This is a genomic window from Pseudarthrobacter sp. Y6, assembly GCF_050156205.1.
Taxonomy (GTDB): domain Bacteria; phylum Actinomycetota; class Actinomycetes; order Actinomycetales; family Micrococcaceae; genus Arthrobacter.
The window spans coordinates 2712996-2738741 of the sequence record NZ_CP189574.1 but is presented as its reverse complement, the minus strand read 5'-3'; the positions used below and the strand labels follow the sequence as shown (position 1 = coordinate 2738741).

Sequence of the window (25746 nt, the reverse complement as noted above, 5' to 3'; positions counted from 1 at the left end):
CCCTGCTCCTCCCGGTTAGTCCGGGCGGGAGCAGGGCCTTTTCGGTTTCAGGAGCCGTCAGCGTTCATAGCGAACGCGGCAGCGGCCTGGCTGGATCAGGACTGCAGGGTAGCGTCCAAGGTGATGTCGATGCTGGCCAGTGCGCCGGAAACCGGGCAGCCAACCTTGGCTTCGCCGGCGATCCGCTGGAATTCCTCTTCGGAGAGGCCGGGGACCTTGGCGGACACCGTCAGGTGGCTGCCGGTGATGCCTGTGCCCGGCACGAAGGTGACGTCCGCTTTGGTGTTGATTTCCTCGGGTGCGTGGCCTGCCTGGGCGAGCATGTTGCTGAACGCCATCGAGAAGCAGCTCGCGTGCGCTGCGGCGATCAGTTCTTCCGGGCTGGTCTTGCCTTCGGCCGCTTCGGTGCGTGCCTTCCAGGTAACGTCAAATGTGCCCAGGCCGGAGCTGTCCAGCGTGGTCTGACCCGACCCTGTGATCAGGTCGCCGTTCCATACTGTGTGCGCGGTGCGTATTGCTGCCATGTCCACTCCTCAAAGTCGGTTCGAACCGGGACCGGCCGTTGCCTGGCCCCGCCGGTTCCAATCCTAGGGATTGGGCGGCGCCCGTGCACAGAGTGTCCGCTCTCAGTGGATTGTGACTGCGCGCCCCGGCCGCTTGGCGACTGACGCCCGGCGGTCACCGCTTGGCCGTTAAACAGCGACGGCGCCGCTCCGGATGAGGGGAGCGGCGCCGTCGTGCGTGGTTCAGTGCGCGATCAGTTCCAGAGCGTGGCGATGGCCACGTTGAGCAGCGCAAGTCCGCCGACTCCGTGGGCCAGGCCGGTGGAAACCGGTTCACCCTTCTTGACCTTACGGGAGCCGATCACGGCCAGCACGGCAACAGTGACACCGATGGCGAACTTGATGCCAAGCTTGAAATAGTCGGCATGCATGTTCAGTTCCGGAATCGTTATCATGCCCATCATGGCGACGCCGGTCAGCAGCTGCAGGAAGGCGCCGTCACGCTGGCGCGGGTGGACGGTCGGCTCTTTGATCGTGGCGATCCAGTAGCCCACGATCATTGCTGCGCCGACGATATGCAAGAACACCAGGATGCTGAACACGATAGTCATGGCACCAGCTTAGCCAGTAGATTCTACGTCGCGTAGCAAAGCCACGCGGGGCCCGAAAGTACCCCGCCATAAACCACGACGGCGGTGCTCGCGTTCCAGTGGTTTCCCACCGGTGCGTGCACCGCCGTCGTTCGGCTCTGGCTCGGGGCTAGAGTCCCAGGTCGGCCTCGAAGGCGCCTTCTTCAAGGCGGGCCTTCAGGGTCTGGAGGAAGCGTCCTGCATCCGCGCCGTCCACCAGGCGGTGGTCGTACGTGAGGGACAGGTACATCATGGAGCGGATGGCGATCGAGTCGTCACCGTTCTCATCGGCCACCACCACGGGGCGCTTGACGATCGCGCCGGTGCCCAGGATGCCCACCTGCGGCTGGTTGATGATCGGGGTGTCGAACAGGGCGCCGACCGAACCGATGTTGGTGATGCTGAACGTTCCGCCGGACAGCTCATCCGGGCCGATCTTGCCGTCGCGGGTGCGCCCGGCAACGTCGGCGATCTTGGCGGCCAGCCCGGCCAGGTTCAGGTTGCCGGCATCGGTGACGACCGGAACCAGGAGGCCCTTGTCCGTGTCCACTGCGATCGCCAGGTGCTCGGCGTTGTGGTACGTGATCTCCTGCTTGTCCTCGTCGTACGCAGCGTTGAGCTTGGGGTGCTGCTTGAGGGCCTCGGCCACGGCCTTGGCGATGAACGGCAGGAAAGTGAGCTTGACGCCGTTCTGGGCCAGGAACGAGTTCTTGGCCTTCAGGCGGAGCTTGGCCACCTTGGTCATGTCCACTTCGTGCACCTGCGTGAGCTGCGTGGAGATTTCGAGGGATTCGCGCATACGGCGCGCGATGACCTGGCGGATGCGGGGAGCCTTCTGCGTGGTGCCGCGCAGGGAGGAGGCTGCCGGGCCGGCCGGAGCGGCGGACGGCTTGGCCGGGGCGGCTGCTGCGGGAGCGGCCTTGGCTTCTGCCGCGGCGAGGACGTCCTGCTTGCGGATGCGTCCACCAACGCCGGTGCCGGACAGTGATGCAACGTCCACGCCGTGCTGGTTGGCCAGCTTCCGGACCAGGGGAGTCACGTAGCCGGACTCGCCGCCGGCAGCAGGCTCGGCTGCGGGTGCCGGGGCTGCTGCAGGAGCAGGTGCCATGGGAGCAGCAGGTGCCGCCGGAGCAGCCTCTGCCTTGGGTGCAACGGGAGCAGGTGCCGCGGCGGGCGCTGGTGCCGCAGGCTCGGCGGCGGGTGCCGGAGCTGCTGCCGGAGCGGAGGCTGCGGGGGCTGCCGCGCCGGAGCCGATGACGGCGAGGACTGCGCCAACCTCGGCGGTTTCGTCTTCGTTGACCCGGATTTCCTGCAGCGTTCCCGCGACGGGGGACGGGATTTCAGTGTCGACCTTGTCGGTGGATACCTCGAGCAACGGCTCATCCACTGCAACGGTGTCGCCTACGGCCTTCAGCCAGCGGGTGACCGTTCCTTCGGTGACGCTTTCGCCCAGTGCCGGGAGGGTGACGTCGTGGCTTTCGCCGTCCGACGCGGCGGGTGCTGCCGCTGCGGGAGCTTCTGCCGCCGGGGCCTTTTCAGCAGGTGCTTCTTCGGCTGGTGCCTCTGCAGCCGGTGCGGCGGGGGCTTCTTCGGCCGGCGCTGCTGCTTCGGGGGCCGCGCCGCCGCCGGAGCCGTCGCCGATGCGGACCAGGGGAGCGCCTACTTCGGCGGTCTCGTCTTCGGCAACGAGGATTTCCTCGATGATGCCGGCAATCGGAGAGGGGATTTCGGTGTCTACTTTGTCGGTGGAAACCTCGAGCAGCGGTTCGTCCACCTCTACCCGGTCACCTACCTGCTTGAGCCAGCGGGTGACGGTTCCTTCGGTGACGCTCTCACCGAGGGCGGGCAAGTTAACGGATTCAGACATGTCGTCCCCGTTCTCCTTATTGATCTTTTGTGCGGATGATGGCTGGCTTGTTCGAGCTTAGTGCACCCGGCGGGTCACGCCGGGTGCACTAAGCCCTGTTGTCTTGCTGTGCTGTTGGCTGTAACTAGCCGTGAAGCGGGCGCCCGGCCAGGGCCATTGCTGCCTCGCCGAGTGCCTCGTTCTGCGTTGGGTGCGCGTGGATGAGTCCGGCAACATCTTCCGGGTAGGCTTCCCAGTTGACGATCAGCTGGGCTTCGCCGATCTGCTCGCCGACGCGGGTGCCGATCATGTGGACGCCAACAACGGGGCCGTCTTTTTCGCGGACGAACTTGATGATGCCGCCGGTGCCCAGGATGGCGCTCTTGCCGTTTCCGGCCAGGTTGTATTCGGTGCTCTCAACCTTGTCCTCGCCGAACTTCTCCTTGGCGGCCTTCTCGGAGTAACCCACCGAGGCAATCTCGGGGTCGCAGTAGGTGACCTTGGGGACGTTGATGTCGTCGACAACCACCGGCTTCAGGCCGGCGATTTCTTCGGCGACGAAGATGCCCTGCTGGAAACCGCGGTGTGCCAGCTGCACGCCGGGAACGATGTCGCCGACGGCGTAGACGTTGCCGACGCCGGTGTGGAGGCGTTCGTTGGTGATCACGAAGCCGCGGTCAACCGTGACGCCCGCTTCTTCGAACCCCAGGCCAGCCGTGGACGGTCCGCGTCCGACAGCCACGAGCAGAAGGTCTGCTTCGAAGGTCTTGCCGTCCACCAGGGTGACCTTGACGCCGTCGTTGTTCTGCTCGACGCCCTGGAAGAAGGTGCCGGTGTTGAACTTGATGCCGCGCTTCTTGAAGGTGCGCTCCAGGACCTTGATGATCGATGCGTCCTCGTTGGGCACCAGGGAAGGCAGGCCCTCAACGACGGTGACGTCCGCGCCGAAGGACTTCCATACTGAAGCGAATTCGACGCCGATGACGCCGCCGCCCAGGACGATGACGCTCTTGGGCACGTAGTCCATCTTGAGGGCTTCGTCAGAAGTGATCACGCGGCCGCCGATTTCCAGGCCCGGAAGGGAGCGGGAGTAGGAGCCGGTGGCGAGGACGATGTTCTTGCCCTTGTAGGCCGTGCCGTTGACGGTGATGGTGTCCGGGGCGGTGAGCTTGCCCTCGCCCTCGATGACGGTAATGCCCTTGCCCTTGATCAGACCCTGCAGGCCCTTGAACTTACCGGCAACGATGCCGTCCTTGTAGGCGTTCACGGCGGTCATGTCGATGGACTGGAGCTCCACGTTAACGCCGTACTTGGCGCCGTCGCGGGCGTGGTCGGCAACTTCTGCGGAGTGCAGCAGAGCCTTGGTGGGGATACAGCCGTTGTGCAGGCAGGTACCACCCAGTTTGGCCTTCTCAACCAGACCAACGGTGAAGCCAAGCTGTACGGCCCGCAGGGCTGTGGCGTATCCGCCGCTGCCGCCACCTAGTACCAGGATGTCGAATTCTTGCGCAGTTGCCTGATCGGCCACTTAAACGCTCCCTCGCGTGAACGATGACGCGATCGTGCGCATCATCTGGTCTTGAACTTGTACTGCCGTGATTATGCCAGCAGGCAGGTTCTCGTGCATTTGTGACTACCGGGGTTCACCTTAGCGAACCCCTCATCCATGCTCCACCTTGGCGCCGCCTTTGTGGGGCGCTTGTGTCGAGTGTCACGCGGCCATGTGGCCAAGGGATCACGGCCGTTTCTGCAGTCGCATGGCAAGCGGCCGCGTGACAACTCAACAGCAAGGTCAGGTGGCTCTGGGGTCAGGCGGCGGCCGCCAGGATGTCCTCCACGTAGGCCACCAGTGTGCGGACCGTGCAGCCCGTGCCCTGCTTGTGGGTGTAGCCGTACGGGCTTCCGTTGTTGAATGACGGGCCGGCGATGTCGATGTGCGCCCAGGGGATCTGCTCCCCGTCCTTGCCCTTGCCCACAAACTCGCGCAGGAAAACAGCCGCGGTCATCATGCCGCCATGGCGTTCACCGATATTGGCGAGGTCGGCCACCTGGGAGTCGATGCTCTGACGCAGCTCTTCCGGCAGCGGCATGGGCCACACCAGCTCGCCTGCACGGTCAGCGGCGGCCTTAAGCGGCCCGGTGACGCTATCCGAGCCCATCACGCCGGCGGTCCTGTTGCCGAGGGCGATGAGCTGCGCGCCGGTGAGGGTGGCGACGTCGATGATGGCGTCAGGGTATTCACGGCTCGCCGCGACGATGCCGTCTGCCATGACCAGGCGGCCTTCGGCGTCGGTGTTGAGCACCTCGACCGTCTTGCCGCCGAACATGGTGAGCACATCCGCAGGCCGTGAGGCGGAACCGGACGGCATGTTTTCCGCGATGCAGAGCCAGGCGGTCGCCTTCACCGGCAGGCCAAGTCCTGCGATCGCCAGCACAGTATTAAGGACGACGGCGGCGCCCGCCATATCGCTCTTCATGTCGCCCATGCCAAGGGCCGGCTTGATCGAGATTCCGCCGGTGTCGAACGTGATGCCCTTGCCCACCAGGGCGATTTTTGCGGTGGCCTTTGCGGGGGCGTATTCGACCTTCACAAGGCGGGGCTGGCGGGTGGACCCCTTGCCCACGCCCATGATGCCGCCGAAGCCTTCCTTTTCGAGGCGCTTTTCGTCCCAGACCGTCACCTTGACAGGGAGGCCCTTGGCCAGCTCCTTGGCGGCCTCGGCGAAGGATTCGGGGTACAGGTGGCTGGGCGGCTGGTTGACCAGGGACCGTGTCGCGTTGACGGCTTTGCCGATCAGGCCTGCCCGTGTCAGTGCAGAGCGAAGCGCATCATTGGCAGCAACGTCCGTGTAGATCACCGCGTTGCGGACCGGTTCCTTCAGCCCGTCGTTGGACGACCGGTACTCGGTGAAGGAATAGGCTCCCAGGGCGGCACCCTCGGCGACCGCTGCGACGTCGGCGACTCCCGCCGTCGGGAGCGCGAGGACTACGGTGGGCAGGCCGCCGAGCTGGCGGACGGCGGAACCTGCGGCACGCCGCAGGGCCTCTTCGGTCAGCGGACGGCCAGCGGCCACCTTGCCGACGCCGGCGAGAACCAGAACCCCGGCACCCGTTTCCGGCAGTCCGGGCAGCCGAACGATCTGGTCAGCGGCGCCGGTGACGCCCAGAACCTTCAGGGAATCGGTCAGCGCTTCAGCCGATTTCGCGGTCAGCGGGTTCTCAAGCAGGACGGGGCCGTCCGATCCCTGTCCCACGCCGATGACCACGGCGTCACTGGGGGTCCTCTTCAGGTCCTTAGCGAGGGTACTAAGGTTGATTTCAGTATTCTTGACCACGGGGTAAGTCCTCAATTCTCGAAAAGGCTGTTCGCGCTGGTATGGATGTCAGGCGCTCGGCCATGGAAATCCGGCGGCCGTCCGATCGGGACGTTGCCGGGGTGCCGGTAAAACCCGTCCGGCAGGCCATTTACGATCGTAGCCGCTGCGGGCCGCGGCAGCGGAATCTCCTGAGACCTGCGCCACACCGGCTGGCGGAATGCCGGGGTGCCTGGCCGCGTTGTACAAGATATTCACCGACTCCTTGAAAGGACGACGCCGTGCTTGAACGGATTTCCGGTTCCCTGCTGGACCCCGATGCGCTCTATGCGAGCAACATCGAGCTGTTCCACAGCCCGGCGCTCCGCGGGCTGAACCTGGTGATGGGTTTCACCGGCTTTGCCGATGCCGGCCACGTGGTGAAGCAGATCAATGCGGAGCTCCTGGACACCCTGGACGCCGAGGCGGTGGCTGTGTTCGACGCCGACCAGCTCATCGACTACCGGTCGCGGAGGCCCCACATCTCCTTCGTGGAGGATCATCTGCAGGACTATCAGCAGCCGAAGCTGGCACTGTACAAGCTGACAGACGGGCTCGGCAGCCCGTTCCTGCTGCTGGCCGGTTTTGAACCTGACCTTCAATGGGAGCGGTTCGCGCGCGCCGTCGTCGGCATTGTGGAAAAGCTGGACGTGAACCTCGTGACCTGGATCCACTCCATTCCCATGCCAGTGCCGCACACGCGCCCTGTGGGTGTGACCGTCCACGGCAACCGTCCGGAATTGATCGAGGGCATTTCGGTCTGGAAGCCCACCGTCGACGTTCCGGCGGCCGTGGGCCACATTCTGGAATTGCGGCTGATGGAAGCTGAGCGCAATGTTGCCGGATACGTGATCCACGTTCCGCACTACCTTGCTGAGGCGGAATACCCGCCGGCCGCCGTAGCCGGACTTGAATTCCTCGGTGCCGCGACATCACTGATGTTGCCTGCGGACCGGTTGCGCGAAGCTGGCCGGGAAGTGGGCCGCCAGATCGCCGAGCAGGTCGCAGCCTCGGAAGATGTGCAGCAGGTGGTCGCCCGGCTGGAAGAGCGGTACGACGAGAAGGCCGAAGGCACCGTCCGGCGCTCGCTCCTGGCCGATGAAAATGACGAACTGCCCAACGGGGACGAGCTGGGCGCGGCAGTGGAGGCCTACCTGGCTCGCGAGAATCCGCATCCGTAGCCCGCCCCACGGCGTCCGGCTGGCAGACGCCTGCCCAGGGTGGGGCAGCAGTCCGGGCATAATGAGGGAGTGACTGCACCCCGAGCCTGGCTGATCTGGACCATCGGCATCTTCGCCTACCTTGTGGCCGTCTCCCAGCGCACGTCATTCGGTGTGGTGGGACTTGAGGCCACCGAGCGGTTCCATGCCGGCGCGTCCGCCATCTCCTTCTTTACCGTGCTCCAGCTGCTGGTCTACGCAGGCCTGCAGATCCCGGTAGGCCTCCTGGTGGACAGATTCGGCTCGCGCATCATGATCGCCGGTGGAGCCGTCCTGATGGGTCTTGGGCAGCTCCAGTTGGCCTTCGCCGACACCATCCCCGGCGGTGTGGCGGGGCGGATTCTTGTGGGTGCCGGGGATGCCATGACGTTTATTTCCGTGATCCGACTCATTCCCTTGTGGTTCGCGCCGGCCCGGGTTCCGCTGGTCACCCAGCTGACGGGCATGTCGGGCCAGCTCGGGCAGCTGTTCAGTGTGCTGCCTTTCGCCTTTGTCCTGCATTCCTTTGGCTGGACCCCCGGCTTCCTGATGCTCGCCGGCATGGCGGGCCTGGCAGTAGTCCTGGTATTGGTGCTATTGAAGGACCACCCGCCCGGTGCGCCTGCCCCGCAGGCGCGGCAGGGGTTGAAAGCCACGGGCGCCTCGCTCGCGCGGGCCTGGCGCCAGCCGGGTACCCGGCTGGGGATGTGGAGCCACTTCACCATCCAGTTCAGCGGCACCGTCTTCGCCATGACCTGGGGATATCCGTTCCTGATCTCGGGGCAGGGCCTGGATGCCGCAACCGTGGCCGGCCTGATGACCTTGTACGTTGCGGCGGCGATGGCCGTGGGCCCCTTCATCGGGCAGTTCGTTTCCCGCCACCCGCTTCGCCGGTCAACTATGGTCCTGCTCATCGCCGGCGCCACCGCCGCTGCCTGGGCCGCGGTGCTGCTGACGCCTGGCCGTTCCCCGCTATGGCTGCTGGCGTGCCTGGTGGTAGTCCTGGCCATCGGGGGGCCAGGATCGATGATCGGGTTTGATTTCGCGCGGACGTTCAATCCGGCCCACAGGATCGGTACCGCAACGGGCATCGTGAATGTGGGCGGATTCATCGCGGCCCTGGTTGCTATCTTCCTGATCGGCCTGGTGCTGGACGTCCTGCTGGCCAGCGGCTATTCCGACGGCGTCCTGTACGGGCTCGAACCGTTCCGGATCGCACTCAGCGTACAGTTCCTGCTGCTGGGCTTTGGCGCCGCCATGACGCTTGTCTGCCGGCGCAAAGTTCGGCGCCAGATGGCGGCGCAGGGTGTGGTGGTCGCGCCGCTCCTTCGGGCCATGGCGCAGCAGCGGCGGGCGAACCTGACACAGCGGCGCCAGCGCGACCGCGCGGTCAAAGACTGACACCTTTCCTGCACAGGCAGGTTATTCACATACGGGAAGTTGGCGCTTCACCGCGGCTGGCACTGCGCCAAAGCTGGAAACATGAAACCTTCAGAACACCTGACCGTCCGAGGCCCCGAAGACATCCTCGGTTTCATTCCGCATTCCCTGGGCTACTGGCCGGCAGACAGCCTGGTTGCGATGACCCTGCAGGGAAACCGGCTGGGAGCAACCCTGAGGCTGGATCTTCCAGGCCCGGAAACTCTCGCGGACCCGCGGGACTACGCCCGCACGGTGCGCGATTATCTCCAGGCTGACGAGAATGCCGATGCCGCCCTGCTGGCCTGCTTCACCAACGACGGCTGGATGGAACCACCTGGAACCTACCGTGGCCTACTGGACGCGCTGCAGGCGGTCCTTGGTGCCGCGGGGATGCCGGTACGGGCCGCCTGGTACGTCGGTGACGCCTTCTGGCGTGATGCTTTTTGCACCGACCCGTCCTGCTGCCCCTCGCCGGGCCGGTCTGTTCAGGCGATCCGGGACAGCATGCTTAATGCCGAAATGGTCTTCCGCGGCAGCAGCGTCGGGCCCGCGCCGGAGGACGGCGCCCATCCTCCGCCCACGCTTTCCGGCGAGGACCGGACAGCCATCCTTGCCTCCGAGGCAACGTGGGCGGCGCAGCTGGACCGGCGCCGGGGGAGCAGGGAGCAGTTCGGCCAGCTGATGGTCCAATGGGAGGCCCTGCTGGCCAACGTGCCTGGTCAGGCGCTGCCGGTCAATGACGTTGCTTACCTTCGGGCGTCGCTCCGGGTCCCCGCCTGGCGTGACGCCGTCCTGGTGATGGCCGCCGCCGGTCAGGCGGCTGCCCTGGCGGGTGCCGCGAGGTTCGGCATCTTCGATACCGGCTGCATCCTGGCTCCGGTGGGGCCTGCGTTCCTGGGCCCCTCACCTTCCGGACTTCCAGCGTCGGGAGCCGGACTGCCAGGACGGGAGCCTGCCGGACCGGATACCAAAGGCATGCCGGGCATTCCGGGATATGGCGAAGTCCTGTTGGGGCTGGACCCGGTGGTTCCTGCCTGGCACACACTCAACAGCCTTGACGCAGTGCTGGAACAGCTGTCGGCATCCGGCGGGCAGGCCGGTGCAGCCGCGCTGGCCGGGCGTGGGTGGATCGCGTGGTGCAGGGGGCGGGGGTCCTACGCTGCTGCGTACCTCGGCCGCGCCCTTGAGGAGGAACCAGGCTACCGGCTCGCTGAACTCATGCTTGAGCTGGTGCGGCGCGGCACCCTCTGCGGCTGGGCTGCACGTAAGGAGGCCGCCTGGCGGAATTTCCAACCGGACGCGGCCTGACGGGTTGCAGCATGACCGGTTGCAAGCCCGGGGTCCTGCCGCCTCTCGGCCGCCAAGGGCTGTCGGCGTGCGCCCCAGGCCGGCTGGCCCCAGCTCCGGGGCTGGGGGCAGCCTTGAGGTCGGGTTTGGGAAAACCGTGAGACAATGGTTGCCGAGACCCGGTTGGGTCCGTGAATCAAGTGCATGTGATGAAGCCCAGTCGGGAACATTACAGCCGCCCCGGCAGTTCTACTTGTAGACTCTGCCGGCCGTGGTTGCACCTGATATTCATCACGGACTTGACAGGGTCATAGTGGTGTTGCCCGTATGGTGATTCCACAGACCGCCGCTAGAAAGGTTTTCTGTGACCCCGTCTTCCGCGAAGAAGGAACCCGCCGCCCAGGACGATTTGTCCCCTGAGGCGAAGCAGGCTGCAACGAACGCCAAGCGAGCAGCGACGCGGGCAGCCAACAAAGCCATCAAGGATGCCGCCGGTGACACCGGTTTGGACGGCAAGCCTGAGCCCAAGAAGCGCGGGCCCAAGCCCGGCGCCAAAGCCGCTGCCGAAGCAGCCGGAAAATCCGCGCGCGGCGCATCGGACTCCGATGATGAGGACGTTGAGGAAGACCTCGACGACATCAACATCGCCGATAACAGCGAGATCAACGCAGCCAAGGCCGCATCGGCAGCCACGGGCAAGGGTTTTGTCTACTCGGATGCCGATGACGACGACGCCCCTGTCCAGCAGGTGATGTCGGCCGGTGCCACGGCTGACCCCGTCAAGGATTACCTCAAGCAGATCGGTAAGGTTGCGCTGCTCAACGCCGAGCAGGAAGTGGACCTCGCGCTCCGGATCGAAGCCGGGCTCTTCGCCGAAGAGAAAATCAATGCCGACGACGGCTCGATGGACCCCAAGTTCAAGCGTGAACTTGAGTTCGTCATCCACGACGGCAAGCGCGCCAAGAACCACCTGCTTGAAGCCAACCTCCGCCTGGTGGTCTCGCTGGCCAAGCGCTACACCGGCCGCGGCATGCTGTTCCTGGACCTTATCCAAGAAGGCAACCTGGGCCTGATCCGCGCTGTCGAGAAGTTCGACTACACCAAGGGCTTCAAGTTCTCCACGTACGCCACGTGGTGGATCCGCCAGGCCATTACCCGCGCCATGGCAGACCAGGCCCGCACCATCCGCATCCCGGTGCACATGGTTGAAGTCATCAACAAGCTGGCCCGCGTGCAGCGCCAGATGCTTCAGGACCTGGGCCGCGAACCCACGCCCGAAGAACTGGCCCTCGAACTGGACATGACTCCTGAGAAGGTCGTGGAGGTCCAGAAGTACGGCCGCGAACCGATCTCCCTGCACACCCCGCTGGGTGAAGACGGTGACTCCGAGTTCGGCGACCTCATCGAGGATTCCGAGGCCGTGGTTCCCGCTGATGCCGTGAGCTTTACTCTCCTGCAGGAACAGCTGCACTCCGTCCTGGACACCCTGTCCGAGCGCGAAGCCGGCGTGGTAGCGATGCGCTTCGGCCTGACCGATGGCCAGCCGAAGACTTTAGACGAAATTGGCAAGGTCTACGGTGTGACGCGTGAGCGCATCCGCCAGATCGAATCCAAGACCATGTCCAAGCTCCGCCACCCGTCACGGTCGCAGGTACTGCGGGACTACCTGGACTAGATCAAGGACTCAGGCAGCGCGGGTCACCTTCCGCCCATCATCTTCGGATCCATGGGCGTAAAGGGGACCCGCGTTTTGCTGTCTTGGGCTTCATGACAAAGAAGAGGACCCCTCCGGCTGGAGAGGTCCTCTTCGAGGTGTATCAGGTTGTGGTATTCCTGGTCAGTCGAGGGCTACGGGAGCCTTCTCGTGAAGCCTGCCCGTCTCATCGTGCCAGTCGGAGCTCAACGGCCTCAGCGTAGCCTCGATTGCGCGGGCATGGTGGCCGCAGAACAGCAGCTCACCGCCGGAGGACTCGAGTACAACGCGGACATATGCCTGAGCTCCGCAGCGATCGCACCGGTCCAGTGCGTTGAGTGTGCGGTCTGCCACTGCTGTTGTCATGTCGGCCTCCTTAGTAGATCTGTATGTCTATATAACCAGTATTCGTATCAATCCCATCGCAAGGACGGGTCAAGTTCGCTGTCCGCGTAGCCACAAGAATCGATCAAGCCGCCGGCCTGGGTCACGGAAGGATAACGAGTGGCCTCACCCACAGCCTGGGGGACGTGTGGCAGGCACCCGTCCGCTGCAGCGCCGACTAGGCTTGATGGAGCGCCCGCAGCGCCAGCTGTTCCGTCACTGAAGGAGTTCACAACCCGTGGCACCAAGTTCTGATTACACCGCCCGGCACCTTTCTGTCCTGGAGGGCCTCGAGGCCGTCCGTAAGCGCCCCGGCATGTACATCGGCTCCACCGATTCGCGCGGGCTGATGCACTGCCTGTGGGAGATCATCGACAACTCGGTGGACGAAGCGCTTGCTGGTTTTGGGCACGACATCAAGATCATCCTGCACGCGGACAACTCGGTGGAAATTCACGACGACGGCCGCGGCATCCCCGTGGACGTCGAACCCAAGACCGGCCTCACCGGCGTCGAGGTGGTCTTCACCAAGCTCCATGCGGGCGGCAAGTTCGGCGGCGGGTCCTACACGGCCTCCGGCGGCCTGCACGGCGTGGGCGCCTCCGTGGTGAACGCCTTGTCTGCGCGACTCGACGTGGAAGTGGACCGCGGCAGCAAGACGTACAAAATGTCGTTCCGGCGCGGCGAGCCGGGGCGTTTCCAGGATCAGGGATCCAAGCTGGACCCGTCGGCAGTGTTCGCGCCGTTTGTGGACGGCTCGGTGCTGGACGTGGTGGGCAAGGCGAAGCGTGGTGTGACCGGGACCCGGATCCGCTACTGGGCGGACCGCCAGATTTTCACGCCGGACGCCAAGTTCTCCTACGACGAACTGGCTGCACGGGCACGTCAGACCTCCTTCCTGGTGCCGGGGCTCAAGCTCACCGTCCGCGATGAGCGCAGGCTGGCCGGTACCCCCGGTGAAGCAGCTGGCCACGAAGAGGTGTTCCACCACGACGGCGGCCTGTCCGAGTTCGTGGAGTTCCTGGCCGCCGATCCCGCCGTCACCGATGTCTGGCGGCTGCACGGTTCAGGTAAGTTCAAGGAAACCGTGCCGGTACTCGACGAACGGGGCCACAGCCAGCTCGCCGAGGTTGAACGTGACTGTGAAGTGGACGTGGCTCTCCGGTGGGGCATCGGCTACGACAGCACCGTCCGCAGCTTCGTCAACATCATCGCCACGCCCAAAGGCGGTACCCACCAGTCAGGCTTCGAGCAGGCGCTGGTCAAGACGTTCCGGAAAGCGGTGGAGGCCAACGCCCGCAAGCTGAAGGCCGGCAATGACAAAATCGAGAAGGATGACATCTTTGCCGGCCTGACGGCTGTCCTGACGGTCCGGTTGGCCGAGCCGCAGTTCGAGGGCCAGACGAAGGAAATCCTGGGCACCTCCGCCGTCCGCGCCATCGTCTCGAAGGTGGTGGAGCAGGAGATCACCGCGAAGCTGAATTCAGCCAACCGGAATGATAAAGCCCACTCCGCGCTGCTCCTGGAAAAGATCGTCAGCGAGATGAAGTCCAGAATTTCCGCACGGGTCCACAAGGAGACCCAGCGGCGCAAGAATGCCCTGGAAACCTCGTCCATGCCCACCAAGCTCGCCGACTGCAGGACGGACGACGTCGACCGTTCCGAACTGTTCATCGTGGAAGGCGACTCCGCACTGGGAACCGCCAAGCTGGCGCGGTCCTCGGACTTCCAGGCTCTGCTGCCCATCCGCGGCAAGATCCTGAACGTGCAGAAGGCGTCCGTAGGGGACATGCTGTCCAACGCGGAATGCGCTGCCCTGATCCAGGTGGTGGGCGCCGGTTCGGGCCGCAGCTTCGACATCAACGCGGCCCGGTACGGCAAAGTCATTCTCATGACCGACGCCGACGTCGACGGCGCCCACATCCGAACGCTGCTGCTGACGCTCTTCTTCCGGTATATGCGCCCGATGATCGACGCGGGACGGGTCTATGCTGCCGTGCCGCCGCTGCACCGGGTAGAGCTCATTAACGCCGGGCAGAAGGCCAACGAGATGATCTACACGTACTCGGAGGCGGAACTCCACGTGCTCCTGGCCCGGCTGGCCAAGGAAGGCAAGCGCTACAAGGAGCCGATCCAGCGGTACAAGGGCCTGGGCGAGATGGACGCCGGGCAGCTGGCGGAAACCACCATGGACCCGCGGCACCGGACCCTGCGCAAGGTGGGGATTGAGAACGCCAAGCACGCGGAGGACACGTTCGACCTGCTGATGGGGTCCGATGTTGCCCCCCGCAAGGACTTCATCATCGCCGGCGCCTCCAGCCTGGACCGGGAGCGGATCGACGCCTGACGTCCTGTGAGGGCTCGGCCCACGACGGCACGGCCCGCGACGGGGATTCAGTCCGCGCCGGGGGTTCAGCCCAGCAGGCCCGGCACGATCAGCAGGGCGGTGGGCAGGGCCAGGAGCAGGGCGCAGCCGGCAAGCACCATCCCGCGGGCGGCGGAAGGCAGCTGCGGCTGAGGGGAAAGCAGCCGGCTGACTCGGGAAATAGTGGTCCTGGCAGAACCTGAGACGGCGCCGGTGGGCGCCTCAAGCCCGTCCAGGGTAAGGCTCTGGTGCGAGGACGGCATGGCGGCGGCCGCCATGCTTCCGGCCATACCCGCCCCCATGCCTCCGGCCATACCTCCTGTCGGTCCGCTGGCCACAATGGCGATCGCCTTGATGAGCGTGGCTTTGCTTTCCGTCTTGAGCGCTACGTCGTCAGCCAGCATTTCGATGAGAGAGTTCACCGCCTCCTGCGCGAGGCGGGTGGTGGGAAGCCAGGGGAGCGCCTGGCGCCACGCGGCAAACGCCCAGAGCAGGAGATGGTGGCGCTGGTTGAGGTGGGCATTCTCATGGCTCAGGACGGCCCGTAATTCAGCCGGCTCCAGGGCCGCCATCAGGCCGTCCGAGAGCACCGTGACGGAGCGGGCCCCGCCCGGGAGGCAATAGGCCACGGGTGAATCGTGGCTGATGACCACCGTGCGGGCTGCATCGACGGACGGCGCGGCCAACAGAGCCAGGAGCGCCCGGTGCCTACGCCGCTGCCGTTCGATCTTGTAGTAGGTCAGCAAGAGGGTGAAGACCAGATGGGCCGTGAGCAGCGCCGCGGCCGAAAGTGCGAAGAGATGCCAGAAGCCCAGTGCGGTGGTGGGCGCGTTGAAGAGGACCATATCCGCGAGCCCACGAAGCCCGGAGATGAGGTTGTCACCGATCGGTTCGAGGCCATAGACCAGCATGGCGCCGATCATGGACAGTCCGCCCGCAAGTGCTATTGCCTGCCACAGCAGCATGGCCGTGAATGGTGACCGGGCAGGCCACGAGGCACGGGAAAGCAAGATAGGCACTGGCCATGCCAGGACTATCGCGAGGACCGCCAGCAGGTACGAGGTCCAGAACATGGTCCGCTAGATGTGGCCAAGCAGTTTGCGCAGCGTTTCCGCTTCACTGTCCGTCACGGAGCCGATGAACCGTGCCAGCACGGCTTCACGGTCAGGCGCTGAGCCCAGCACTTCATGCATCAGCTCCGCCGTGTGGTCTTCCCTGCTGGAAACGGCCTGGTAGCGGTGCGGCCGGGTACCGCGTTCCCGCTCCACCAGGCCCTTCTTCTCGAGCCGTGAGAGGACGGTCAGGACTGTTGTGACGGCAAGCTCCTTGCCCTCATGCCCGGCAGCATCCCCTTTTGCCTCGGTGGTTGTTGCCAGTCTGTCGCGCAGGGTATTCGCGGTAGCTGCTTCGTGGCCCGCCCAGAGCAGATCCATCACTGCCCGTTCCAGTTCGCCAAGACTTGCCATTGGAATACATCCTTCGATTTCCCCGCACCGGGCCGTTGACGGCCGCGGTGACTGCACTAAGCGCTACAGATACAAAAACAAATTTACCTGTTTTTCGCCTGAGTTTCTACGTACGGTAGAACACTGGGCGCGCCGCGGCCTTGTGGGAGCCACTTCCACGTGGAACTGTTGGTTTACAGTGCCCGCCCCACTGTTCTACACTCTGTAGAAGTCAAAGTTCTACGGTTCGTAGAAAAGTTGCACCGCCAACCCGAGGGACTGCTGTGGAAGCTCTGGAAATCGCACGCTGGCAATTCGGGATTACCACCGTCTACCACTTCATGATGGTGCCTCTCACCATCGGACTGGGCCTGGTGGTTGCCGTGATGCAGACGCTCTGGCACCGCACCGGCAAGGTCGAATACCTCCGGATGACCAAGTTCTGGGGCAAGCTCTTCCTGATCAACTTCATCATGGGCGTGGCCACCGGCATTGTGCAGGAGTTCCAGTTCGGCATGGCCTGGAGCGAGTACAGCCGCTTCGTCGGAGACGTGTTCGGGGCGCCGCTGGCCCTGGAGTCGCTGCTGGCCTTCTTTGTTGAGTCCACGTTCCTGGGCCTGTGGATCTTCGGCTGGAAGCAGCTGAAGCCGGGCATCCACCTCGTCTGCCTCTGGGTGGCCGTCGTGGGATCGGTGTTCTCCGCGTACTTCATCATCGTGGCCAACAGTTGGATGCAGCATCCGGTGGGCGCGGAGATTATTGACGGCCGGCCGGTCATGACGGACGCCTGGGCCGTGTTCACCAACAACACCGCCCTGGTGGCCTTTCCGCACACCCTGATGGGAGCACTGGCCGTTGCCGGCGGCTTCCTCCTGGGCATTGCCTGGTACCACCTCTGGCGCAGGCGCACGGACGGCATCGATACCATCGGCGCTGACGGCCGCGTGGTTCCCGGCGAAGCCGCCATCCCAGGCCGCGACCGGACCGATCACAAAGTGTGGATCCGCTCCTTGCGGATCGGCGCCGTCGTCGCCATGATTTCATTCGCCGGCACCGCCCTGACCGGTGACCTGCAAGGCAAGCTGATGTTTGAGCAGCAACCCATGAAGATGGCCGCGGCCGAGGCCGCCTGCCACGACGGCACGGGCTTCTCGGTGCTGAGCATCGGGAACCTGGGCTCCAAGAACTGCGATGACATCAAGGCCCTGATCGAGGTTCCGGGCATCCTCTCTTTCCTGGCCAACGGCGACTTCACCACGGAGGTCAGGGGCGTCAACGGACTCCTGGACCAGTACAAGGCCGACTACGGAACGCACCTGCCCGACAACCCGATCTACGGCGAGCGGGCCGGCCAGGAGATCGAGTACGTCCCGGTTATGGAAGTCACCTACTGGGGCTTCCGGATGATGATCGGCTTCGGCGGCCTTGCGGCGCTGGCGGCGCTCATCGCGCTCTGGGCGACGCGGAAGGGCACCGTGCCTGCATCGCGCTGGCTGATGCGCCTGGCGGTGTTCGGCATCCTGGCCCCGTTCGGCGCCAACGCGGCCGGCTGGATCTTCACCGAGATGGGCCGGCAGCCGTTTGTGGTGGCCCCCAACCCGGACCTGAACGGCATCGACCAGGTATTTATGTTTACCGCGGCCGCAGTCTCCCCCGGGGTCTCCGCTGGCGAACTGCTGACGTCACTGATCGTCCTGACCGCCGTCTACGCCGTGCTGCTCGTGGTTGAGGTCAAGCTCCTGGTCAAGTACATCCGGGGCGGCGTGGTGTCCGCGATGCCGGAAATTGCACACACCCCGGCCGACGAAAACGAGGACCCCACCAAGGGTCCGGGCACTGGCAAGCCCGCCGACGACGTCCTGGCATTCGCCTACTAAGAAGAGCAGAGGATACTCGAGCATGGAACTGCTGCCCACTATCTGGTTCATCGTGATCGCGGTGCTTTGGACCGGCTACCTCTTCCTTGAAGGCTTTGACCTCGGCGTGGGAATGCTGATGAAGCTATTCGCGCGGGACAACACCGAGCGCCGGGTGCTGCTGAACACCGTCGGCCCGGTCTGGGACGGCAACGAAGTTTGGCTGATCACGGCCGGGGCCGCAACGTTTGCGGCGTTCCCGCTGTGGTACGCCTCGCTGTTTTCTGCGCTCTACCTCCCGCTCCTGGTGGTGCTGGTTGCCCTCATCTTCCGTGCCGTGGCATTCGAATACCGCGGCAAGGTGGACGCCGACGCCTGGCGGGCGCGGTGGGACTGGGCCATTGCCCTGGGGTCCTTCTTTGCCGCCTTCGGCGTCGGTGCTGCCCTGGCCCTGACCACCACGGGCCTGCCGCTGAACGCGAACGGCGACCGCGTAGGCGGTGCGTTAGCGTGGTTCAGCGGTTATGCCGTGCTGGGCGGGCTGGCCGTGGTGGGGTTCTCCCTGCTGCACGCGCTGGCGTTCCTGGCACTGAAGACCGACGGCGATGTGCGCCACCGCGCACGCCGCTGGTTCGTCCGGCTGCTTCCGGTCCTGCTGCTGCCACTGGCCGGCTGGGCGCTCATCATCCAGTTCCTGGAGGGTACGCCGTGGACCTGGGCGGCGGTGATCGTGGCCGTGACGGCCGCAGCAGCCGCGTGGTTCCTGGCACGGCGGGGCTCCGAAGGCAGGGCGTTTATGGCGATGGGGGTCTTCCTCATCCTCGGCAGCGCGTCGATTTTCGGTGCCGTGTTCCCGGTGGTCCTGCCTTCCACCCTGGACCCTGCGTTTGACCTCACCGTTGCCAACGCGTCGTCGTCCGATTACGCGCTCGGGCTCATGAGCGTGGTGGCAGCCGTTGGCCTACCCCTCGTGATCACCTACCAGGCCTGGACCTACTGGGTGTTCCGGCGCCGTGTCAGCGCGTCCCACATCCCCGCGGCCCACAGCTTTCTGCCGGCCATTGCCGTCAAGGCATTCACAACGAAGGGCTGACCGGCAGTGCGCCCAGATTTTCCGGCCGGACCGGCCACCCGCTCCGCCATCTACTGGCTTGGCCTGCTGGCAGCGCTGAAGGCGCTCTCACTGGTCCTGATGGGCCAGGCCGTGGCTGCCATGCTGGCCGGGCTGGCCACCGGGAACGGGTCCTGGCCCGAGCAGCTGCCCTGGGGCCTGGCGGGAGTTGTCCTGAGGTCCGCCACAGTGTGGGCCCAGGGCATCGCCGCGCGCCGCGCCGCGCTGGGCATCAAAGAGGAACTCCGCTCCGAACTGCTGACCCGTGCCCTGCGGAACGGTGCGCGCAGCACCGGCCCGGCCGACGGCGGGCTGGCCGTGCTGGCTACACGCGGGCTGGATGCGCTGGACAGCTACTACACGCAGTTCCTCCCCGCGCTGGTGAACTGTGCCGCGATCCCGCTGCTGCTCGGGGCGCGCATCCTGTTCACCGACTGGGTCAGCGCGGTGGTGATTGTCCTGACAGTTCCGCTCGTCCCGCTGTTTATGGTGCTGATTGGCCGCTACACCGAGGACCATGTCCGCGAGGCCCAGGAAACCCTGACCCGACTGTCCGCACACATGCTGGAGCTGGCCAAGGGCCTGCCCGTACTGGTGGGACTGGGCCGTGCCACGGCTCAGCGCAAGGCCCTCGAGGAGATCTCGGAGGAATACCGTGTGAGGACCATGGGGACACTGCGCACTGCGTTCCTGTCCGCATTGGCCCTGGAACTAATCGCCACGATCTCCGTCGCAGTGGTTGCCGTGTTCATCGGCGTGCGCCTGGTGCACGGCGACATGCCACTCGAATCCGGCCTCCTGGCGCTGATCCTCGCGCCGGACTGCTACCTGCCGCTCAGGGAGCTGGGCACCGCCCACCACGCCAGTGATGACGGCCGGGCGGCCCTGGCCGAGACGAGGAAAGTCACTGAAGCGCCCGAGTCGAGGCCGCTGCCCGCACAGGGAAGCGAAGCTTCCGCGTACGACGGCGGCAGCCGGGGTTCCGTGCCCGGGTCCGGGGGAGTGACGGTCACCGACCTCACCGTCACGTACTCCGGACGGTCCGCTCCCGCCGTCGGGCCCCTGACCTTCACTGCCCCGCACGGGCTGATCACCGCCCTGGACGGCCCCAGCGGCGCCGGCAAGAGCACTGTCCTTGGCGTGCTGGCCGGGACCGTCGGGGACGGCGGCGGAACCACGGTATCCGGCCGCCTCTCCGGCCTGGAGCGCGACGCAATCGCCTGGGTTCCGCAGCATCCGGTCATGGTGGCGGACTCCGTGCTTGACGAAGTCCTCCTCTACCTCAATGGCGGCATGGGCTCTGACACTCCGGCAGGAGCGGAGGCGGCAAAGGATTGCCTGGCCGCGGCGGCTGCCGGGCACCTCGCCGGCCACCATCCGGCCGAACTGAGCCCGGGTGAGCTGCGGCGCGTTGCGTTGGCACGCGGCCTGGCCCGTATCAGGTCCGGTGCCACCGTTCTGCTTCTCGACGAGCCCACCGCACACCTTGACGGGCTATCGGCGGCGCTCGTGCAGGACTCGATCCGTGCGCTCCGGGGCCAAGTCACGGTCATCCTGGTGGCCCACGACCAGCAGACCCGCGAGCTGGCTGACCACCTGGTGCCCGTATCCGCCCACGGCATCACAGCTCCCTCCGACGGAGCTGCGCTGATTGAAGTGACAGCGCCGTCCGGGGAGGCACTGACGGCCTCGGTGACGCTGCCGTCCGGAACCGGGCGCGACGGCGGAACCGTGGCGACCATGGATCAGGTGCACGCCACGGAACCTGGCCGGCGTCGTCCGACGAAGGCCCAGACGCCCGCGGCAGGGACTCCGCGGCCAAGCGGGACCGCCCGCCTCCTGGCCGGTCTGCTGTCACCGGTGGCCGGCCGGTTCACGGGCGCCGCCGTGGTGGGCACTTTGGCCGCCATTTTCGCCGTTGCCCTGTCCGCCCTGTCCGGCTGGCTCATCATCAGGGCCAGCGAACAGCCGCCCATCCTGTACCTGCTTACTGCCATCGTCGGGGTGCGGTTCTTCGGGATCGGGCGCGCCGTCCTGCGCTACTGGGAACGGCTCCTGCTGCACGATGCCGTCTTCGGCGCCCTCACCCGGCTGCGCGGCCGGCTCTGGGAATCACTGAGCCGCAAGGCGCTGGCGCTTCGACGGCTCCTGCAGGGCGGCAACGTCCTGGGTACGGTGATTGACGACGTCGACACCGTCCGCGACCTGCTGCCGCGGGTTGTCCTGCCGCCCGTCACGGCGCTTGCCGTGGCTGGTTCAGCCCTGGTGGCAACCGCACTGGTGGCGCCTGCAGCGCTGCCGGCCGTTGCCCTGGCAGCAGCTGTCAGCCTGTTCGTGGCGCCGGCCGCCGCCCTGTGGGGGGACCGTCGCTCGGCCACAGCGGAACAGAGCCTGCGGGCAGGCGTCCTGCGGCGCACGTCTGCTGCGCTGGATGCCCGGTCGGAGCTGCACGCGAACGGCATCGCTGCAGCCGTCCTGGACGCGTTGCGCTCCGAGGACCGCTTGGCCACCCGGGCATCGCAGCGTTCCGCCTGGGCCGAAGGCCTCGGCCAAGCCATTACCGTCGCTGCCTGCGGAAGCGCCGCTTTGGCTGCTGCCGTGCTGGCTGCACCCCAGGTGCTGGCAGGAACCATGGAGCCCGCCACTGCCGCGGTTGTTGTCCTACTGCAGTTGGCGTTGGTGGAACCGTACGCGGCGATGACGACGGCGGTGCGCCAGTACCCGGCGCTTCGCAGCGTTATGCGCCGGGTCGCGGAGTCAGGGGTGCTGGATGGCGACCCCACGGAAACCGGGGGCGGCGACGGCCTGCATGTTGTCCCCGCCCGTTCCGGCGCCGCCGCGGGTGTCGAACTGGAAAGTGTCGGGGCGGCCTGGCCCGGCGGGGAACCCGTGTTCTCCGGGGTCTCCGCAACTGCCGGACCGGGCATCTGGCTGGCGGTCACCGGACCGTCCGGCGCGGGGAAATCCACGCTGCTCGCCGTCCTGCTCGGATTCCTGCCGGCCGCCACCGGCCGGGCAGCGGTGACGGGGACGGCGGCCTGGTGCCCGCAGGAGGCACACCTGTTCGATTCGACGCTGCGGGGCAACCTGATGCTGGGCGTCCCCGCCGCGGAGGCGCCGGGTATCTCTCCTGCACGCGGGGACAGTGTGCCTGCCGCCGGTGACGCCGAGCTGGAAGCGGCGTTGACCGCCGTCGGCCTCAGCGCCGTGGTCTCGAGGCTGCCGGCCGGTCTGGACACCCGGATCGGGCCGGGCGGTTCCTTCCTCAGCGGCGGCGAGCGGCAACGGCTGGCCGTGGCGCGGACCCTGCTGACGGGGGCCGAGGTCATCCTGCTCGACGAGCCCACGGCTCATCTGGACGCGCAGGCGGGACGGGAAATACTGGCTGACCTCCGCGCCGGCCTGAAAGACCGCACAGTGGTCATGGTGACCCACAATCCGGCCGACATCCGGCCGGATGACGCCCGGCTGGAGCTCTCAGCAGCTTCCCGGACGGGCGCGGCCGCTTCGCTGGTTGGTTGAGTCCGCAGCCTGAATGCGCGGCCTGCGCTGCCCGGCCATCCCCGGCTCAGCGTCCCGGCTCAGCCGTCTACTCCTCAGCCGTCCACATCGTGGAGGTGATGGACGACGTCGTGCAGGAAGTACTGGGCCAGCGTCAGGACCGTGAATTCGGAGCCGTTGCTGCGCATGCCCCGCCGTCCCCACTCTGCCTCCCGGACGCCGGCGAAGGACTCGGCGACCTGCTTGCCCTCCGCCGTCAGCTCGGCGCTGACCACGGCGGGATCGGCGTTGGCGTAATCCTTTTCGACGGCGGTGCGGTCCTGGTCCCAGTTCTCAAACCGGGCGCCGTCGGCGTCGAGCATGAGGTTAAGCCGATGGTCGAAAAGCGTGAAGACGTCGCGGACGTGGCAGGCGTATTCCAGGGCCGACCACGTCCTGTCATCCGGGCGTTCGGCAACCTCAGGCCGGCGGAGGACGGCCCGCCAGCGCGGCAGCATGTTCTCCACGCTGCCCGGCACCGTGGCCGGTGTGGCGGTGGAAGCGTCGAAGGAGCACTCGGGGCAAGGCCGGGAAAGGACCCAGGTCCAGTCCTTTTCATCAGGAATGATAGGCATGGCAGCAGTCTAGGACGGATCGCTCCAGGCCATGGCCGGACCCACCGCGTCCACCGCTTGGGACAGCGGAATCCCCGAACCGTCCCGCCGGCCGTGCTCCTGCGGCAGCGACCTGGCAATGCCGGCCATCGATGAAGCCTTCGCGGGTCCGTGCCCGGCCCATGCCAGCAGCAGCGTGTCTTCGCCCTTGAGGAACCTGTGGGCGCGGACGCCTGCCGTCGCACGGCCCTTGGCAGGGTATTCGGCGAAGGGCGTCACTTTCGCGGCACCCGGCGCGGTGCCGGGAAGGGCGCCGTTGGTGCCGGCAATGGTGACCACCACGGCCGCGTCGTCGGAGGCGGTAACCGCCCCGAAGAACAGCACCTGGTCCCCGACGCCGAGCTTGATTCCCACCATGCCGCCTGCCGTCCTGCCTTGGGCCCGGACGTTGGCGGCGCTGAAACGGAGCAATTGAGCCTCACGGGTCAGGAACACCAGATCGGTCTCCTCAGACCCGGCCGGCGCCACACCCACCACCACGTCCTTGTCCTTGAGCGCAATGACTTCCCAGTCCTCGCGGTTCAGGGGGTAATCGGGCTGGACCCGCTTGACAACACCCTGGGCGGTGCCGACGGCCAGGATTTCATCCACCGGGGCGAACGCCACCAGCGTTTCACCCTTCAGCAGCGTGATGAAGTCCTTGGCCGGGACACCGCCGGTGAGGTTGGGCAGGCCGGACATCGGCGGCAGTACCGGCATGTCCAGGACCTGAAGCCGCAGCATCCGGCCTTGGGAGGTGACCGCGGCTATTTCCCCGCGGGCTGAGGTCTTGACCACTGAGCGGAAAACGTCGTGTTTGGCCCGCGGCCCGGATTCGGCGAGGGGCTCCTGGTTGGACGTGCGGGCGATCTGGCCCGACGCCGTCAGGATGGCCCAGCAGGGATCGTCCGAGATCTCCAGGGCGAGCGGCGCGGCCTTGCCTTTGCCGTTGGGGGCGGCTGCCAGGGCCGCGGCCACGGTAGGGGACACGGCCTCGGATTCGAGCAGCACAGTCCGCCGCGGCGTGCCGTATTTTTCGGCGATTTCGCCGAGTTCGGAGGACACAAGTCCGCGCAACCGCTCCTCGGAGCCGAGGATGGCTTCCAGCTCCGCGATCTCGCGGCGCAGCTCCTCCTGCTCTTTTTCAAGCTCGATCCGGGAGTACTTGGTCAGCTGCCGCAGCCGCAGTTCCAGGATGTAGTTGGCCTGGATATCGGAAAGATCGTAGATGGACATCAAACGGACCCTGGCCGCCGCCACCTCATCCGAGGAACGGATGATCTGGATGACCTCATCGATGTCCACGAGGGCGATCAGCAGGCCCTCCACCAAGTGCAGGCGGTCCTTCTTCTTGCCCAGCCGGAACGCCGTCCGCCGGCGCACCACATCGATCCGGTGCTCCACGTACACGGAGAGCAGCTTCACCAGGCCGAGGGTTTGTGGCTGGCCGTCCACGAGGGTCACGTTGTTGATGCCGAAGGAATCCTCCATCGGCGAGTAGCGGTAGAGCTGCTGGAGGACGGCGTTCGGGTTGAACCCGTTCTTCAGCTCGATGACCAGGCGCAGGCCATGCTGGCGGTCCGTCAGGTCAACGATGTCACTGATCCCGGTCAGTTTTTTGCTATTGACCGCGTCCTTGATCTTCTCGATCACCTTTTCGGGGCCCACCATGTACGGCAGCTCGGTGACGACCAGGCCGGTGCGCCGGGCCGAGAGTTGCTCGATCTCCACCTTCGCCCGGGTCTTGAAGGAACCGCGTCCGGTGGCGTAGGCGTCCCGGATGCCGTCCAGGCCTACGATCCGGCCGCCCGTTGGCAGGTCCGGTCCGGGGACAAAGCGCATGAGGTCATCGAGGGTCGCGTCCGGGTGGGCGATCAGGTGCCGCGCGGCGGAGATGACCTCCACCAGGTTATGCGGGGCCATGTTGGTGGCCATCCCGACGGCGATGCCCGTGGCGCCGTTGACCAGCAGGTTGGGGAACGCGGCCGGAAGGACGTCCGGCTGGGTCAGCTGGTTGTCGTAGTTGGGGACAAAGTCCACCACGTCTTCGTCGAGGTGGTCGGTCAGCGTCAGGGCCGCCGCCGCGAGCCTGGCCTCCGTGTACCGGGGTGCCGCGGGACCGTCGTCGAGGGAGCCGAAGTTGCCGTGGCCGTCAATCAGCGGCAGGCGGAGCGAGAAGTCCTGGGCCATCCGGACCATGGCGTCATAGATGGCAGTATCGCCGTGGGGGTGGAGCTTGCCCATGACCTCGCCCACCACACGGGCGCTCTTGACGTGGCCGCGGTCCGGACGCAGGCCCATCTCGCTCATCATGTACAGGATCCGGCGCTGGACCGGCTTGAGCCCGTCCCGGGCATCAGGCAAGGCCCTGGAGTAGATCACCGAATAGGCATACTCCAGGAAGGAGCCTTCCATCTCGGACGTGACATCGATGTCCACGATGTTCTCGACGAAATCCTGGGGAGCGTCCCCGGCAGGGGCTGGGCTTTGGCGGCGGGCCATGGGGCTGGTGGATCCTTC

Annotated in this window: 18 protein-coding genes; 8 read left to right on the top strand and 10 right to left on the bottom strand. The window is 66.1% G+C overall.

Annotated features, from left to right (window positions below; all coding sequences use genetic code 11):
* Positions 1–95: 95 nt before the first annotated feature.
* The 5 genes from ACQCSW_RS13145 to ACQCSW_RS13125 form a co-directional block, all read right to left on the bottom strand.
* Positions 96–524 carry an OsmC family protein gene (locus tag ACQCSW_RS13145; RefSeq protein WP_426986514.1) on the bottom strand — a complete coding sequence of 143 codons (429 nt, stop codon included), beginning with the start codon at positions 522–524 and terminating at the stop codon, positions 96–98.
* A 233-nt stretch (positions 525–757) separates the two neighbouring features.
* Positions 758–1114: a hypothetical protein gene (locus ACQCSW_RS13140; RefSeq protein WP_426986512.1), complete on the bottom strand. Its 357-nt coding sequence runs from the start codon at positions 1112–1114 to the stop codon at positions 758–760.
* Between the two features lie 148 nt (positions 1115–1262).
* A complete protein-coding gene (sucB, locus tag ACQCSW_RS13135) occupies positions 1263–2999 on the bottom strand; it encodes a 2-oxoglutarate dehydrogenase, E2 component, dihydrolipoamide succinyltransferase (protein WP_426986510.1) in 1737 nt (578 codons plus the stop codon).
* A 124-nt stretch (positions 3000–3123) separates the two neighbouring features.
* On the bottom strand, positions 3124–4506 hold the full coding sequence (gene lpdA / locus ACQCSW_RS13130; protein ID WP_426986508.1) for a dihydrolipoyl dehydrogenase: 1383 nt from the start codon (positions 4504–4506) through the stop codon (positions 3124–3126).
* A gap of 280 nt (positions 4507–4786) precedes the next feature.
* Complete coding sequence (locus ACQCSW_RS13125; protein WP_354250722.1) at positions 4787–6313, bottom strand: leucyl aminopeptidase; 1527 nt, start codon at positions 6311–6313, stop codon at positions 4787–4789.
* A gap of 260 nt (positions 6314–6573) precedes the next feature.
* Between ACQCSW_RS13125 and ACQCSW_RS13120 the strand changes: the two genes are divergently transcribed.
* The 4 genes from ACQCSW_RS13120 to ACQCSW_RS13105 all read left to right on the top strand — a co-directional run bounded on the left by ACQCSW_RS13120 (position 6574) and on the right by ACQCSW_RS13105 (position 11914).
* Positions 6574–7512, top strand: a complete 939-nt coding sequence (locus ACQCSW_RS13120) for a proteasome assembly chaperone family protein (RefSeq protein WP_111906961.1) — start codon at positions 6574–6576, stop codon at positions 7510–7512.
* A 69-nt stretch (positions 7513–7581) separates the two neighbouring features.
* Positions 7582–8931 carry an MFS transporter gene (locus tag ACQCSW_RS13115; RefSeq protein ID WP_426986505.1) on the top strand — a complete coding sequence of 450 codons (1350 nt, stop codon included), beginning with the start codon at positions 7582–7584 and terminating at the stop codon, positions 8929–8931.
* Between the two features lie 81 nt (positions 8932–9012).
* Positions 9013–10260: a DUF4192 domain-containing protein gene (locus ACQCSW_RS13110; protein ID WP_426986503.1), complete on the top strand. Its 1248-nt coding sequence runs from the start codon at positions 9013–9015 to the stop codon at positions 10258–10260.
* 343 nt (positions 10261–10603) lie between these two features.
* Positions 10604–11914, top strand: a complete 1311-nt coding sequence (locus ACQCSW_RS13105; RefSeq protein ID WP_426986501.1) for an RNA polymerase sigma factor — start codon at positions 10604–10606, stop codon at positions 11912–11914.
* Between the two features lie 162 nt (positions 11915–12076).
* Here the strand turns inward: ACQCSW_RS13105 and ACQCSW_RS13100 are convergent, their stop codons facing one another.
* Positions 12077–12298, bottom strand: a complete 222-nt coding sequence (locus ACQCSW_RS13100; protein ID WP_426986499.1) for a DUF7455 domain-containing protein — start codon at positions 12296–12298, stop codon at positions 12077–12079.
* Positions 12299–12554: 256 nt separating this feature from the next.
* Here ACQCSW_RS13100 and ACQCSW_RS13095 point away from each other — a divergent pair, with 256 nt between their 5' ends.
* Positions 12555–14663, top strand: coding sequence for a DNA gyrase/topoisomerase IV subunit B (locus ACQCSW_RS13095; RefSeq protein ID WP_426986497.1), 2109 nt, complete (start codon positions 12555–12557; stop codon positions 14661–14663).
* Between the two features lie 65 nt (positions 14664–14728).
* On the opposite strand, the gene ACQCSW_RS13090 is transcribed toward ACQCSW_RS13095, so the two are convergent.
* Together ACQCSW_RS13090 and ACQCSW_RS13085 are read right to left on the bottom strand one after the other, a co-directional pair.
* Complete coding sequence (locus ACQCSW_RS13090; RefSeq protein ID WP_426986495.1) at positions 14729–15754, bottom strand: M56 family metallopeptidase; 1026 nt, start codon at positions 15752–15754, stop codon at positions 14729–14731.
* 6 nt (positions 15755–15760) lie between these two features.
* Positions 15761–16147, bottom strand: a complete 387-nt coding sequence (locus tag ACQCSW_RS13085) for a BlaI/MecI/CopY family transcriptional regulator (RefSeq protein WP_058929341.1) — start codon at positions 16145–16147, stop codon at positions 15761–15763.
* 263 nt (positions 16148–16410) lie between these two features.
* On the opposite strand from ACQCSW_RS13085, the gene ACQCSW_RS13080 reads away from it, so the two are divergent.
* Genes ACQCSW_RS13080 through cydD form a run of 3 tightly spaced genes read left to right on the top strand, consistent with a single transcriptional unit; the run spans position 16411 to position 22615 of the window.
* Positions 16411–18003 (top strand): cytochrome ubiquinol oxidase subunit I, encoded by a 1593-nt coding sequence (locus tag ACQCSW_RS13080; protein WP_426986493.1) that lies wholly within the window; start codon positions 16411–16413, stop codon positions 18001–18003.
* Between the two features lie 22 nt (positions 18004–18025).
* Entirely contained in the window at positions 18026–19075 is a 1050-nt protein-coding gene (gene cydB, locus ACQCSW_RS13075) for a cytochrome d ubiquinol oxidase subunit II (protein ID WP_426986491.1), read from the top strand.
* Between the two features lie 6 nt (positions 19076–19081).
* The gene (gene cydD / locus ACQCSW_RS13070; protein WP_426986490.1) at positions 19082–22615 is read left to right on the top strand and encodes a thiol reductant ABC exporter subunit CydD; all 3534 of its coding nucleotides are present in this window, start codon (positions 19082–19084) and stop codon (positions 22613–22615) included.
* 74 nt (positions 22616–22689) lie between these two features.
* Here the strand turns inward: cydD and ACQCSW_RS13065 are convergent, their stop codons facing one another.
* On the bottom strand, positions 22690–23208 hold the full coding sequence (locus ACQCSW_RS13065; protein ID WP_426986488.1) for a DinB family protein: 519 nt from the start codon (positions 23206–23208) through the stop codon (positions 22690–22692).
* 9 nt (positions 23209–23217) lie between these two features.
* Positions 23218–25728: a DNA gyrase/topoisomerase IV subunit A gene (locus ACQCSW_RS13060; RefSeq protein ID WP_426986486.1), complete on the bottom strand. Its 2511-nt coding sequence runs from the start codon at positions 25726–25728 to the stop codon at positions 23218–23220.
* Positions 25729–25746: the final 18 nt, after the last annotated feature.

What these genes read in the sequence shown, in the direction of transcription:
- ACQCSW_RS13065 (WP_426986488.1), bottom strand. Translation starts at nt 23,208, where the DNA reads ATGCCTATCATTCCTGATGAAAAGGACTGGACCTGGGTCCTTTCCCGG.
- ACQCSW_RS13110 (WP_426986503.1), top strand. Translation starts at nt 9,013, where the DNA reads ATGAAACCTTCAGAACACCTGACCGTCCGAGGCCCCGAAGACATCCTC.
- ACQCSW_RS13085 (WP_058929341.1), bottom strand. Translation starts at nt 16,147, where the DNA reads ATGGCAAGTCTTGGCGAACTGGAACGGGCAGTGATGGATCTGCTCTGG.
- ACQCSW_RS13090 (WP_426986495.1), bottom strand. Translation starts at nt 15,754, where the DNA reads ATGTTCTGGACCTCGTACCTGCTGGCGGTCCTCGCGATAGTCCTGGCA.
- cydB (WP_426986491.1), top strand. Translation starts at nt 18,026, where the DNA reads ATGGAACTGCTGCCCACTATCTGGTTCATCGTGATCGCGGTGCTTTGG.
- ACQCSW_RS13145 (WP_426986514.1), bottom strand. Translation starts at nt 524, where the DNA reads ATGGCAGCAATACGCACCGCGCACACAGTATGGAACGGCGACCTGATC.
- ACQCSW_RS13060 (WP_426986486.1), bottom strand. Translation starts at nt 25,728, where the DNA reads ATGGCCCGCCGCCAAAGCCCAGCCCCTGCCGGGGACGCTCCCCAGGAT.
- ACQCSW_RS13100 (WP_426986499.1), bottom strand. Translation starts at nt 12,298, where the DNA reads ATGACAACAGCAGTGGCAGACCGCACACTCAACGCACTGGACCGGTGC.
- ACQCSW_RS13140 (WP_426986512.1), bottom strand. Translation starts at nt 1,114, where the DNA reads ATGACTATCGTGTTCAGCATCCTGGTGTTCTTGCATATCGTCGGCGCA.
- sucB (WP_426986510.1), bottom strand. Translation starts at nt 2,999, where the DNA reads ATGTCTGAATCCGTTAACTTGCCCGCCCTCGGTGAGAGCGTCACCGAA.